The 14,421-nt window shown below is 35.6% G+C and carries 10 protein-coding genes; all 10 read left to right on the forward strand.

Translation table 11 applies throughout. The annotated features are described in order from the left end of the window. Nucleotides 1-3 precede the first annotated feature (3 nt). The 10 genes from PW52_RS01890 (at nt 4) to PW52_RS01935 (ending at nt 14,417) form a co-directional block, all read left to right on the forward strand. Nucleotides 4-1,053, forward strand: a complete 1,050-nt coding sequence (locus PW52_RS01890; protein ID WP_082050799.1) for a family 43 glycosylhydrolase — start codon at nt 4-6, stop codon at nt 1,051-1,053. A gap of 116 nt (nt 1,054-1,169) precedes the next feature. Continuing rightward, nucleotides 1,170-2,207, forward strand: a complete 1,038-nt coding sequence (locus tag PW52_RS01895) for a lactonase family protein (RefSeq protein WP_165586741.1) — start codon at nt 1,170-1,172, stop codon at nt 2,205-2,207. Between the two features lie 4 nt (nt 2,208-2,211). Continuing rightward, nucleotides 2,212-3,624 (forward strand): sulfatase family protein, encoded by a 1,413-nt coding sequence (locus PW52_RS01900; RefSeq protein ID WP_052823319.1) that lies wholly within the window; start codon nt 2,212-2,214, stop codon nt 3,622-3,624. Between the two features lie 12 nt (nt 3,625-3,636). Further along, nucleotides 3,637-5,058: a sulfatase family protein gene (locus PW52_RS01905; protein WP_044631209.1), complete on the forward strand. Its 1,422-nt coding sequence runs from the start codon at nt 3,637-3,639 to the stop codon at nt 5,056-5,058. Between the two features lie 10 nt (nt 5,059-5,068). Further along, a complete protein-coding gene (locus PW52_RS01910; RefSeq protein WP_052823351.1) occupies nt 5,069-6,649 on the forward strand; it encodes a sulfatase family protein in 1,581 nt (526 codons plus the stop codon). A 29-nt stretch (nt 6,650-6,678) separates the two neighbouring features. Next, nucleotides 6,679-9,060 (forward strand): PDZ domain-containing protein, encoded by a 2,382-nt coding sequence (locus PW52_RS01915; protein WP_044631210.1) that lies wholly within the window; start codon nt 6,679-6,681, stop codon nt 9,058-9,060. A 7-nt stretch (nt 9,061-9,067) separates the two neighbouring features. After that, the gene (locus PW52_RS01920; protein WP_052823320.1) at nt 9,068-10,051 is read left to right on the forward strand and encodes a family 43 glycosylhydrolase; all 984 of its coding nucleotides are present in this window, start codon (nt 9,068-9,070) and stop codon (nt 10,049-10,051) included. Between the two features lie 62 nt (nt 10,052-10,113). Continuing rightward, nucleotides 10,114-11,400, forward strand: coding sequence for a DUF6786 family protein (locus PW52_RS01925; protein WP_082050802.1), 1,287 nt, complete (start codon nt 10,114-10,116; stop codon nt 11,398-11,400). Between the two features lies 1 nt (nt 11,401). Further along, nucleotides 11,402-12,994: an alpha-L-fucosidase gene (locus tag PW52_RS01930; protein ID WP_052823321.1), complete on the forward strand. Its 1,593-nt coding sequence runs from the start codon at nt 11,402-11,404 to the stop codon at nt 12,992-12,994. Then, nucleotides 12,981-14,417 (forward strand): carboxypeptidase-like regulatory domain-containing protein, encoded by a 1,437-nt coding sequence (locus tag PW52_RS01935; RefSeq protein WP_044631212.1) that lies wholly within the window; start codon nt 12,981-12,983, stop codon nt 14,415-14,417. The genes PW52_RS01930 and PW52_RS01935 overlap by 14 nt, the downstream gene beginning before the upstream one ends. Nucleotides 14,418-14,421 lie beyond the last annotated feature (4 nt).

Genomic DNA, 14,421 nt, shown 5'->3' on the forward strand with positions numbered 1-14,421 from the left:
CCAATGACAATTAAATTTAAAACGTATTTGTATTTACCATTAGCAGGAATACTATTCATTTTTATTACGGCTTGTGGAAATAAAAAATCGAAGGCAGACACGATGTCTCAAGAAGAAGTTGTAGATAAGGAGCAACAAAAAGAACCTATAAGTTTTGAGTATTCCGAGGTTACAGGAATTGGAAAAGACTCAGTATATAACAGAAGAGACCCAAGTGATATTATTAAAGTTAACGATACATATTACGTGTATTACACCAGAATGGATAAGCCTATAAGATCTGGATATTGGGGCACTATTTGGTATGCAACTTCAACCGATGAAGGTCACACTTGGCAAGAGCAAGGCATGGCTTTAAATGTTGGTGAAAAAGGAACGTTCGATAATCATTCGGTATTTACACCAAATATTTTAGTGTTTAAAGGGAAATATTATCTGTATTATACCGGAGTTCAACCAACACCTGGAAATGCAGAAAGAAAGTTTGAAGGTAATAGCACTACCGATTTTACCGGAATTGGAGTTGCCGTTTCTAATAGTCCAGAGGGACCATTTAAACGTGTTCATTCAGAACCAGTGATTGCACATAGTGAAGTGTCTTCAGATTTTGATAGTTATCGCGTTGACGATGCCAGTATGTTGGTACGTGATGGAAAAATTTGGTTGTATTATAAAGGACGCTGTATTGAGCATGGAAAAGTAGGTGCAAGACATACGCAAATGGGTGTGGCTATGGCAGACACGCCTGAAGGACCTTTTAAAAAATACGATCATCCTTTAATAGAAAAAGGACATGAAGTGTTAATTTGGAATCAAAACGGAGGTATTGCATCGCTTGCGTCTTTAAGTAAATCCATTCATTGGGCTGAAGATGGCTTAGACTTTAATCCGCTTCAAGAAAATTTGGAACATATTCCTATGGCTCCAGGTTTATACCGACCACATTTAGAAAATGGAAATACAGCAAGCGAAGTACCTGGTTGGGGAATTTGCATGCGCCAAAGTAAAGGCGAAGCGCATTTGTTTAGATATGAAATTAAGAATTTAGACTAGAAACATTTAAAACCATGCTAAACATACGTTCATCACTACTAGTTATTTTAATGATTCTGTTACATTTTAATTGTTCAAATAAAAAAAAGCCGGTTACTCATTTAAACAAAACTTCAGTGAAAACTAAAATTATTCCTTTAACCATTGGAACTTATACCAAAGAATCGAGAGAAGGTATTTATCAAGCTGATTTTAATGTTGAAACAGGAGAGATATCAAATTTAAAATTACTGGCAAAGGTTCAGCAACCGTCGTTTTTGGCATTAACTAAGGATAGAGAAAAACTTTATGCTGTAAGTGAAATAGATGAAGGTAAGCTTAGTGTTTATATAAAGAACGAAGATGGAAGCTATGGGTTGAATCAAGAAATTTCAACCGAAGGCTCTACCACTTGTCATGTCACACTTAATAAAGATGAATCGTTGGTTTCGGTTGCGAATTACAGAAAGGGTAGTATTACAGTTTATAAAAATAGTAGTGATAAATTAGAAACTTTAGCATCATTTAAACACGAAGGTTCTAGTGTACACCGCAGACAGCAGGAGCCGCATCCGCATAGTACTTATTTTTCAAAAGACGAAAAATATATTTACGTGCCAGATTTGGGTACCGATGAAATAATGGCGTATCCAATTGAAAACAAAAACGTATCGCAAGGTAAAGTAGCTTTAAAAATGGCTCCAGGTGATGGTCCTAGGCATATGGCAATGCACCCAACTAAAAACATGTGGTTTGTGGTTGGCGAACTTAGTAACGTAGTTTGGAGTTTGGTACCTAATTCCGATGGAACATTTCAAGTTTTAGATAAGCAAAATTTGTTGCCTGAAGGTGTTAAAGGACGAAGCTCTGCCGCCGATATTCATGTGTCGCCAAATGGCAAATATTTGTATACTTCTAATCGAGGGCATAAAGACAGTTTTCATTGTATTTCGGTATTCGAAATATTAGAATCGGGTAAATTAAAAGCTATCGAACATGTTTCCAACGGTATCAATCAGCCAAGGAATTTTAGTTTGTCTCCCGATGGTAAGTTTTTGTTGGTTGCCAATCAGTACGGAGAAAATATTATTGTATTCAAAGTAAAGGAAAACGGAACACTAGAGCTTACAAAGCATGCGATAAAAATAAGTATGCCAGCTTGTTTAAAGTTTTAAGAAGATGAAGAAAATTGTTTTTATAGCATACTTGATTTTGTTGAGTTCGTGTGCTTTTAGTCAAAAAAATAAAAGCCAGAAGCCAAATTTCATCATCATTTTTACCGACGACCAAGGGTATCAAGATTTGGGTTGTTTTGGTTCGCCCAATATAAAAACCCCGAACATCGATAAAATGGCTTCCGAAGGTATGAAATTCACGAACTTTTACGCTCAAACCGTTTGTGGTCCTTCAAGAGCAGCATTAATGACAGGTTGTTACCCAATGCGAAATGCGCGCAATGATAATGGCGATAATCCGCATCCTAAATTAGCATTAAGTGAAGTTACCATTGCCGAAGTTTTAAAACCTGTTGGTTATAAAACAGGAATGATTGGAAAGTGGGATTTGGCAGGACATAATCCAGAAAAATTTAATCCAGATTTACTGCCTATGCATCAAGGTTTCGATGAATCTTTCTTAACTCCAGGAAGTAACGATGCCAGGGTGCATTTAATTAGAAATAATAAGTTGATAGAAAAGAATGCCGATATGTCTACGTTAACTAAGCGTTATACCGATGAAGCTTTAGGTTTTATTGAAAGGAATAAAGAGGATTCGTTTTTTCTATATCTAGCACATACCATGCCGCACACCAAATTAGCAGTTTCTGATACGTTTAAAGGAAAATCTGAAGGTGGTTTGTATGGCGATGTTATTGAAGAAATCGATTATAATGTAGGACGAATCATGGCTAAATTGAAAGTGTTAGGTTTAGATAATAATACCTACGTTATTTTTACTAGCGATAACGGGCCATGGTGGATTAAAAAAGATCACGGAGGGCATGCCGAACCTTTAAGAGGCGCAAAAACATCGGCTTGGGAAGGCGGGTTCAGAGTGCCTGCAATTATACGCGCACCAGGAAAAGTGCCTGCTGGAAAAACTTCAGAAAATATGGTGGCTACTATCGATTTATTACCAACTATTGCAAAAATAGCTGGAGCAGAAGTGCCAAAAGATAGAGTGATTGATGGTGTCGATGTTTCAGAGATTATCCACGGGAAATCAAAGGAATTGGGTAGACCATTTTTTTACTACCAACATCATATTTTACGTGCCGTTAGAAAAGGAAAATGGAAGTTGCATTTACCGCATCAACCTAAAACCAATTCTATTGTTCATAGAAAATGGCCAATACACAGTGCTCCAAAAGACAGGGTTGAATTTACCAAACCAGTGCTTTATAATTTGGAAGATGATATAGCCGAAACTATCGATGTTTCTAGCGAAAACCCGCAAGTAGTTTCAGAATTACTGAAACTTTTAAATTGGGCAAAAAAAGACATAGGATATATAAATAAACGCGGTGAAAACGCAAGACCCGTTGGAAATGAGCCTTATCACACACCTAATGATTTGATACCTCTTAACTAAAAACTAATAATTATGAATTATAAAAAATTAAGCATCATATTATTGTGTTTGTCCGGTGTAATATTTAAAGCTTTTACACAAGAAAAACCAAACATCATTATTTTGTTTGCTGATGATTTAGGCTATGGAGACTTAAGTTGTTATGGGGCGCAAGATGTAAACACACCTAATATTGATCAGTTGGCTAAAGAAGGCTTGCGATTTACCGATTTTCAGGTAGCATCATCCGTTTGTAGCCCATCACGAGCAGCATTGCTTACAGGTCGTTACCCGATGCGAAACGGATTTCCTGTGGCTCAAGGAAAAATAGAGAAACACAAAGATTATGGCTTACATCCTGACGAAATAACCATTGGCGATATACTTTTAAAAGAAAAGTATGCAACATTGGCTATTGGGAAATGGCATTTAGGCTTTAATAAAGGACATCAACCTATAGATCACGGATTTCAGCATTTTTATGGATTACAGTCCAATTGGCATACCAGTCATCCAGATTTAGATGATGTTTATAGTGACAATAAAGTAGTAAAAGAAAATGTAGCTTTTGAAACTTTAATAGGAGATTATACCAATAAAGCTATCGAATATATGGAAGAAAATAAAGAAAATCCATTTTTTCTGTATTTAGCTTATCATTCGGTGCATTCACCTATCAAACCTAGCAAGGAATTTATAGGAACTTCAAAAGGAAGTTTGTACGGCGATTATGTTCAGGAGTTAGATTACCATGTTGGTCGATTTATACAAGCACTTGCAGATAAAAAATTAGATAAAAATACCATTGTTATTTTCTTGTCAGATAACGGTCCAGCTATTTGTCACTTTGGAGGTTCTGCAGGAGCTTTAAACGGAGGAAAATATACGACTATGGAAGGTGGCTTCCGCATTCCGGCCATCATTAAATGGAAAGGAAAATTTGCAACAGGAGTAAATGATACGTTTTTATCATCTATGGATTTATTGCCAACATTGGCTTCTTTGGCTGGAGCAAAGCTTCCAAAACATAGAGTTATTGATGGAAAAAATATTACTTCAGTTTTAAAAACGGGAAAAGGCGAGTCTCCACACAAATATGTGTATTATTATAATGGAATTAATTTACAAGCCATTAGAAAAGGAAAATGGAAATTGCATTTACCAAGAACCTCAGATGATCAACCTTTTTGGTCTAAAAACAAAAACGAAAAGCCATTTAACGGAAGTAACTTAAAAAATATTGGGTGTAGAGGATTGATTGCTTTAGGTCGCCCGTTATTATTTAATTTGGATTTGGATATGGGCGAACTCACAGACATTTCTAAAAAACATCCAGAGGTTTTAAAAGAGTTGTTAAACGAAGCAGATAAAATAAGAAAAGAACTAGGAGATATAGATGTTATAGGAACAGACCAACGTGTGCCACCGTTTGAAAATATTCAAGAAAAAATTTAAATCGAAAACCATGAAAATAAAATTAGGAATATCACTAACAATAAGTGTTTGTTTGTTTTTTATAAGTAGTATTAAAAACATTCAAGCTCAAGAAAAACCAAATGTTGTTTATATTTTGGTAGACGATTTAGGTTATGGCGATTTAGGTTGCTACGGCGCTACCAAAGTAAAAACACCTAATATTGATAAACTAGCCAACGAAGGAAAAATGTTTACCGATGCACACTCGGCTTCTGCTGTTTGTACACCGTCTCGTTATGCTTTATTAACAGGGCAATATCCTGTTCGTGGTAATAACGGAAAAGGCATTTGGGGGCCTGCTGCAGTACCATCGGAATTATTAATCGATACGGAACAAATGACCATTGCAGATGTATTTAGAAATAGTGGTTATGCTACGGCAGCTTTAGGGAAATGGCATTTAGGATTTAAAAAAGGAAAAAATGATTGGCAAGAACCTTTAAGTCCAGGACCAAACGATTTAGGTTTCGATTATTATTACGGAGTACCCTTGGTAAATAGTGCACCACCTTATGTATATGTTGAAAATACTAGTGTGGTTGGAAGTGATCCAAATGATCCGTTGGTTTTTGTAGGTAGAGGAAAAGACGAAGAAGTTACTCCAATAACACCAATTCCGCCTGAAGCATCTCAAAGAACACAAAATATGTTTAATGGTGCTGTTGAAGCACATAAACTGTACAATGATTATACCGTAGGCCAAGTGTTGGCTGGTAAAGCTGTGGATTGGATCACAGAAAAAACTTCAGTAGAAAATAATAATCCTTTCTTTTTATATTTTGCAACGACGCATATTCATCATCCTTTTACTCCAGGAACTAATTTTCAAGGAAAAAGCGATGCCGAACTTTATGGGGATTTTATTCAAGAACTAGATTGGATGGTAGGTCAAGTAACGTCTACCTTAGAAAAACAAGGTGTTGCAGACAATACTTTAATCATCTTAACGAGCGATAACGGTGCCATGTTAAATTTAGGAGGTCGAAACGCTGTAAAAGCAGGACATAAAATTAATGGCGATTTATTAGGATTTAAATTTGGTGTTTGGGAAGGCGGACACAGAATTCCATTTATAGCCAAATGGCCAGGGAAAATAAAACCAGGAACAGTATCCAATCAATTAATTTGTAATGTAGATATGTTGGCAACATTTATGGCTGTTACAGGGCAAAACCCGAACAGTTTAGAAAATTCAGATAGTATAAATGTATTACCTGCATTTATCGATAATCCTAGTGAACCTATTCGAAATGAGTTACTTCTTGCACCGCATAAGTCTACACATTTATCGCTTCGTAAAGGAAAGTGGATGTACATTCCAGCAAAAGGAAGTGGTGGTTTTGGTGGGTCAAAGCCACACCATCACGCATGGGGTGGAGCACCAGCAGTAAATTTTGTAGGAGGAAAAAATAGCGACATAGAAAACGGAAAGCTAAAAGAAACGGCTCAAGTGGCCCAGTTGTATAATTTAGAAAATGATAAATATCAAACTACAAATGTGTACAATCAATTTCCTGAAGTAGTGAAAGAAATGGAAAGCATTTTAGATACTTATAGACCTAAAGAATAGTGAATAAATAGTATAAACATCAATTGAAAATGAGTACATATTTAAAAAGTATTTATAGTTTTTTATTAATTGCTTGGATAAGCAGTCTTCAAGCTCAAGATATTTACGTGAGCCCTAATGGTTCAGATAGTAATAGTGGGGATAAAGAACATCCTTTGGCAACTTTTAGTGCAGCTCAAAAAAAGGTAAAAAACTATGCGGGTAAGCAAACCATCACAATCAATTTTACAGATGGTTTGTATTATCTTCCTGAAACTATCGTGTTCACTGCTGAAGATTCAGGTTCAGAAAAACATCCTATCGTTTACCGTGCTCAAAATGAAGGAGGTGCTATTTTAAGTGGTGGTGCTGCGTTGGATTTGAAATGGGAGTTTTATCGCGATGGAATTTTTATGGCAAAAACGCCTAAAGGTTTAAAAATAGATCAGGTGTTTATTAATGGTGAAAACCAAAGAATGGCGCGTTACCCTAATTACGATGCCGCTAAAAAAGCAGAACCTTACCAAGGTTATGCAGCAGATGCATTTTCGAATGAGCGTGTAGCGCAATGGGAAAACCCTGAAGGTGGTTATATTCATGCCATGCATCGTGCCAGATGGGGAGGTTACCATTATCGCATCACTGGAAAAGAAGGAGACAAATTAAAATATGAAGGTGGTTGGCAAAACAACCGTCAAATGGGGATGCATAAAGAATACCGCATGGTAGAAAATATTTTTGAAGAATTAGATGCCGAAGCAGAATGGTACCATAATGCTAAAAAAAATACCCTTTATTACAAACCTAAATCTGGTGTAGATTTAAACAAAGCAAAAGTTGAGGTGGTACGTTTAAGACATTTGATTGAATTTAAAGGCACTGAAAAAAATCCTGTAAAAAACATCACCTTACAAGGTTTTGTAGTTCGCCATGCAGCTAGAACTTTTATGGATTCTAAAGAACCTCTTTTACGTTCCGATTGGGCAATTTATCGCGGAGGCGCTTTCTTTTTAACAGGCACAGAAGCGATTAAAATTCTAGCTACAGAGTTCGATCAAGTAGGAGGGAATGCCATTTTTGTAAACAATTACAATCGTAATACTTTAATCAAAGGATGTCATATTCATGATACCGGAGCAAGTGGAGTTTGTTTTGTAGGCGACCCAAATGCGGTTAGAGATCCATTGTTTGAATATCACGAAACCAACGACTTGTCAAAAATAGATCGTACTCCAGGACCTAAAACAAACAATTATCCTGCAAAAGCTGTGGTAAAAGATTGTTTAATTCATGGTATTGGTCGTACAGAACGTCAGCCAGCAGGCGTACAAATTTCTATGGCGCAATTTATTACCGTACGCGATGTTTCTATTTACGATTGTGCCCGTGCAGGAATTAATATTAGCGAAGGAACTTGGGGAGGTCATTTAATAGAAGGGTGCGATGTTTTTGATACTGTTTTAGAAACCCACGATCATGGATCGTTCAATTCTTGGGGACGAGATCGTTTTTGGCATAAAGACCGTCAGCTTTCACAAAAATTTATAGATGAAGAACCTAATTTACCTTATTTAGATGCTGTAGAAACCACCACTATCCGAAATAGCAGATGGCGTTGTGACCATGGATGGGATATTGATTTAGATGACGGTTCTAGCAATTATGATATTTATAATAATGTCATGCTGAATCATGGTTTAAAATTACGTGAAGGCTTCCGTCGCCATGTATGGAATAATATTACGGTAAATAATGGTTTTCACCCGCATGTTTGGTACAACGGGAGCAAAGATCAAGTGTATAGCAATATCTTTATGTCTGCCCACAAACCTGCACGCATGAAAGAACCTTATGTAAATGAAACCAGTGTAGATCGTAATTTTTACGTAGCTGATAAAGCTCAAGTGATGAAAATTTCCAATACTTTAGGTTGGGATCAAAATTCAACGTTTGGAGATCCTATGTTTATTAATCCTGAAAAAGGTGATTTTAGAGTAAAAGAAAATTCGCCAGCTTTAAAAATAGGCTTCAAAAATTTTCCTATGGATCAGTTTGGTGTTAAAAAGCCATCTTTAAAAGCTATTGCGCGTATTCCAGAAATGCCAACTTTAATATCATCTAAAGAGAAGAATGAAAGTGAAGTTGATAAAAGCATAACATGGCAAGGCGCTACGTTTAGCAATTTATCAGGTCAAGAATTTTCAGCTTTTGGAGTGAGTAAAGAAGAAGGCGGCGTTGTGCTTTCAGCTATTTTAAATACAAGTCCTTTGGTAAAAGGAGGTCTTTTAGAAGGCGATTTAATTCAAGCTGTAAACGGAGTAAAAACGACTAACGTAGCTCAATTTAATCAAGTAACTAAAAAGCTAAAAGGAAAAGTAAATTTAAAAGTAGTTCGCAATCAGCAGGTAAAGCAAATCAAACTAAAAATATAGGAATGCTATGATGCAGAAGGTAAAGACGTTTAGAGGTATTTTAAGACTTATGTTTTCAATTTTCTTATTGGTGACTTTTAAAATCGAAGCTCAAAATATAGAAAATGTTACGGTAACTTATTCGGTAGTTACAGGCATTGGTGAAGAAGAAGGTGTAATGCGTAGAGACCCAAGTGATGTTATTAAAGTGAATGATTTGTATTACGTTTGGTATTCCAAAGGACCAATAAAAACAGGGTACGATGCTACGGTTTGGTATGCAACGTCTCCCGATGGATATCAATGGACAGAAAAAGGGATGGCTTTAGCAAAAGGAAAACCAGGTTCTTGGGAAGCAGGTAGTGTTTTTACGCCTAATATTATGGTGGCAGAAGGAAAATATTGGCTTTTTTATACAGGAACATCAAAAAAATACGGAAAAGGATTTAATCCAGATTCCAAAATTGGATTAGCCGTTTCCAATTCTCCTGATGGGCCATGGGAACGATTGTTCACAAATCCAATTTTATCAAATAGTAATCATCCAGAAGATTTTGATAGTCATTTGATTGATGATGCTTGTTTGATTGCGAGAAATAATCAATATTGGTTGTACTATAAAGGAAGAAAATTAGGGGAAAGTCCGCATTACACAAAAATGGGTGTAGCCATTGCAAATAAGCCCGAAGGACCTTATGTAAAATATAACGGAAATCCTGTGATAAAAGGAGGTCATGCCGTTTTAGCGTGGCCAAAAGGAAAAGGTGTGGCAGCCGTAATTGGTAAAACAGGTCCCGATGAATTGCTACGGGCGGTATTGTATTCCGATGATGGGTTTCATTTTAAAAAAACGCATCATGTTGAAAATGGGCCAGATGCAGGAGGTGCTTATAGATCCAATAATTTTTTAGATGCTGGAGATGCAGCACCTATTAATTGGGGTGTTGAAATTGAAAGTACCGATACGTCTTTGCCGTTTTTACATCGTTATGATTTAAATTGGGGCAACTAACTGACATTAATTTAAAAACAACTAAACCAAAATAATAAGATATTAAACAAATAATGTTATTGATGAAAAAAACAAATGTGCTATCCGCTCGAAAAATTGGGTTTTTAATACTGTTGGCAGGAATACTGCTTTCTTGTAACCAAAAAAAGAAATCAAAAGCAAATCAAGATAAAGCGGTTGACCTTCATGTAGAGCAGGTTACGGGTTCTTATAATGATGATGTGCGTTTTATGAAAAATTACATCGAATTAATAGAACTTAGCGATGCTAGCAATCAATCTAAAGTAGCAGTTTCGGCTGCATTGCAAGGTCGTGTTATGACGAGTTCTGCCGATGGAAAATCCGGTAGAAGTTACGGTTGGATTAATCGTGAGTTGTTTGAGTCTGAAGAGATTCAAGAACACATCAACGTTTACGGAGGAGAAGAACGTTTTTGGTTAGGGCCAGAAGGCGGACAATACTCTATCTTTTTTGAAAAAGGAGCTGAGTTTACTCTAGATGATTGGTACACTCCAAAATTAATAGATTTAGAACCTTTTGATGTAAAAAACGTATCGGCAACTTCGGCTACGTTTACCAAAAAAGCATCTTTAAAAAATTATTCAGGGTTCCAGTTCGATATGGAAATTGAAAGAGAAGTAGCTATTCTTTCTAAGGATGATATTCAAAAGCAATTAAACCTTTCAGAATTATCTAATCAATTAAAAACTGTAGCGTATCAAACTAAAAATACACTTACCAATATCGGCACAAAAGATTGGAAAAAAGATAGCGGTTTATTGTCTATTTGGTTGTTAGGCATGTTTAATCACTCGCCAAATACCACTATTTTAATTCCTTATGTTCAAGGAGATGATGCTGCATTAGGAAAGGTAGTAAACGACACGTATTTTGGAAAAGTGCCCGCAGATAGATTGGTGGTAAAAGGAAATGCCATTTTTTTTAAAGGCGATGGAGAATACAGAAGTAAAATAGGTTTAACGCCAATGCGAGCAAAAGATATTGCAGGTTCTTACGATTCAGCAAACGGAATTTTAACTATTGTAAAATACAACAAGCCTAAAAATGTTACAGATTACGTAAACTCGATGTGGGAAATTCAAGAAGAACCTTTTAGTGGAGATGTTATTAATGCTTATAACGATGGCGCACCAGAACCTGGAGCTAAACCTTTAGGGCCTTTTTATGAGTTAGAAACCTCTTCTCCTGCATTAGCTTTAAAGGCTGGAGAAAGTGGCACACATATTCAAACTACTTATCATATTGAAGGGGATGAAATAACATTGAATCCTTTGGTAAAAGAACTTTTTGGAGTATCAATTAACGACATAAAAACAGCTTTTAATTAATATGAAAACTAAATTTTTATTTTTAACAGTAATAATGTCTTTAATATTGCTGGCTTGTAAATCAGAAGTAAAGAAAGAAGAAATTGTTCAATTACCATATGATGGTAGCTGGGAATCACTCCAAAAAATGCCAGTACCCAATTGGTTTAACGATGGTAAAATAGGAATTTTTATCCATTGGGGACCTTATAGTGTTATTGGTCACCGCAAAGGAGGAAGAGGTTATGCGGAGCATACTCCTAAATTAATTTATAAAGATTCATCCTACTATTATCCTTATTTAAGAGAACGTTGGGGAATAGCACCACCAGAATTTGGTTATAAAGACATCATCCCAGAGTTTAAAGCAGAAAAATGGAATCCAGAGGAATGGGCAGAATTGTTTGCTGAGGTTGGAGCAAAATATGTCGTGTTAACAGCCGAACATCATGATGGTTGGGCCAATTGGGATTCCGATTTAACACCTTGGAATGCCATGGATAAAGGACCTAAACGAGATTTGGTAGGCGATTTAGGAAAAGCGGTTAAAGCCCAAGGTTTAAAATACGCGCCATCATATCACAGAGAACGTCATACCAGTTTTTTTACCAAGCAACAATATAAAGTACATGCCAAAGCTCAAGATGATATTTTAGAAGAAATTAAAAGAAACCCTGAAGCGGAATCGTTATACGGATCTTTTGGTTTTAGTAAAGAAGCTGTTGATGAATATGTGGCAAGATGGAAAGAAATTCAAGATAAATATCAACCTGACTTTTTATGGATTGACGACATTCCAATTTTTACAAGAGATGGAAACAATACACAAGTAGAACCTAAAGTATTTAAGCCAGAAATTCAATACTATTACGACCAATGTAGATTGATGATTACGGATTTTATGAACAATGGAGCCCAAAATAATCAAGAGGTTTATGTAAATAACAAAGGAAAGAATAGAAACTGGCCCGATGGCATTGGTTGTTTAGAAAAGGACAACTTAAAATTAAAAGTGATTGGTCCTAAATGGCAAAGCTGTACTACGTTTGGAACCTCGTTTGGATATTTAGAAAACGATACTTACAAAACGGTTGAAAGTGTTATTCATGAAATGGTAGAAGTAATTTCTAGAAATGGAAATTTCTTAATTAACATAGGGCCAAAGGCCGATGGTACTATTGTTCCAGAGCAAGAGGAACGATTAAGAGCTATGGGAAAATGGTTGGCTACCAACGGAGCTGCTATTTATGGAACGCGTTATTGGAAAGAAAATCATCAAAAAAATGGTAATCTAGCTTTTACTACCAAAGGAACAAAATTATATGCCATTGCTTTGGATAAGCCTTTGGCTCCAATTTTAATAGAAGCGACTAAAGGTTGGACAAATATGGACGTAAAATCGGTAAAGCTTTTAGGAACAGATGCCGAGGTTTCTTGGAATGTCACCGCTAATGGTTTAGAAATTATTCCGCCATCAGATTTAGGAAAAAGCGAATATGCTTGGTCTTTTGAGATAGAAACAAACACCAATCAGCATACACCAAACGCGATTCAAAACGATGCAAGTAAAGCACTAGAAGGAACCAAAAAAGTAGATTTAGATGGTAACCACTAAAACAGATAATAATTTTAAAATGAGGTATAAGTTTTTAAAAATAATATTATTCGCATTTACTCTAATTATTATTTTTTCAAACAATGCTTTTGCTCAATTTAAAGATAAAATAACTTTAGTTGGTTGGGTTACAGATGTAAATAATAATCCTTTAGATGGTGTTTCTATTCATGCCAATGGAGAAGGAACTAAAACAAAATCTGATGGAAAATTTGAATTGATACTGCATAAATCACATTCAAAAAAAATAGAATTACGTATTTCAAAACTAGGATTCAAAGAGCAGAAAATAAAAGTAAATACATCAAAATTAGCTAAAGATTTAAAAATTCAGTTGATTTCTGATGGGAATAAACTGGCTAAATATCAAATAGAAAAAGTCAGTATAGAACCCGAAGTGCTTTCGGTAATGAAAGAAAAATGGAACGACAATTTTATACATGCTCAATATCCTAAACAATATTTAAATAATATTATTATGCTAACTCCTGGAGATGATGTGCAAACAGCTATTGATAAAGCTCACGAAAGCGGTGGCGGAATTGTGTACTTAACAGAAGGAATACATACTACAGATAACTTAAAAATTAAAAGTAAAGTAACGCTTTGTGGAGCTGGAAGAAGTAAAACAATTTTAAAACACACGGGTAAAGGCCATTTTATGGATCAGGCAGAACAAAAACTTACCGATATTGTGTTTAAAGACATCACTCTTCAAGGCGGAGAGCATACAAAAAGTGGACTGAATTTACGCGGACAAAACGACGATAGACACGAACGTTTTATGTGGCAAAATGTTAACATTACCGGCATTAATTCTCATGGAATTGGTATTAGTCGTGTGAATCATATTATTATGGATAATAGCCATTTTCAAAACAATGGACTTAAAGGTAGTTTACACCATAATGTGTACTTTTTGTTTGTGAGCTATGTGTTGCAGTCGGATTGCGACATGTCTAATCCTGCTGAGGGTAAATCGAATAAATATACTTCTACATCACATTTGTTAACACAACGTTGTGTGATGAAAAACGGAAAAGGAAATGGTATTCAAGCCGATAATGATCAAGGTGGTTATTTGTTTTTTCACAAACATCATTTGTCAGGATTTAAAAGAGTAGCTATGTGGTTTCCTTGCGAAGAATATTATAACAAATTTCAATATACCGAAGATCCAAAATGGGTGCCTCAAAATGTTATTTTAAATCGTTGTGAAGTTATCAATAACGGCTATGGCGCCATGTGGAGAATTGTAGGAGGCAAATCTAACGTTATCAATAGTTATTTTGATAATGAAAAAATAGACATGGGTTTGCTAAAAGGGAAGGTCAAAATGGATAAAAATAGTGTATTTAAAAAAGGCAACGAATTTTATGAAGATGTAAAAGAGTGGCCAAAAGATTTAAAATTACTCGGGTAACCAT

The sequence above is a fragment of the Neotamlana sedimentorum genome (assembly GCF_000943565.1).
In the GTDB taxonomy this organism is placed as follows: Bacteria; Bacteroidota; Bacteroidia; order Flavobacteriales; family Flavobacteriaceae; genus Neotamlana; species Neotamlana sedimentorum.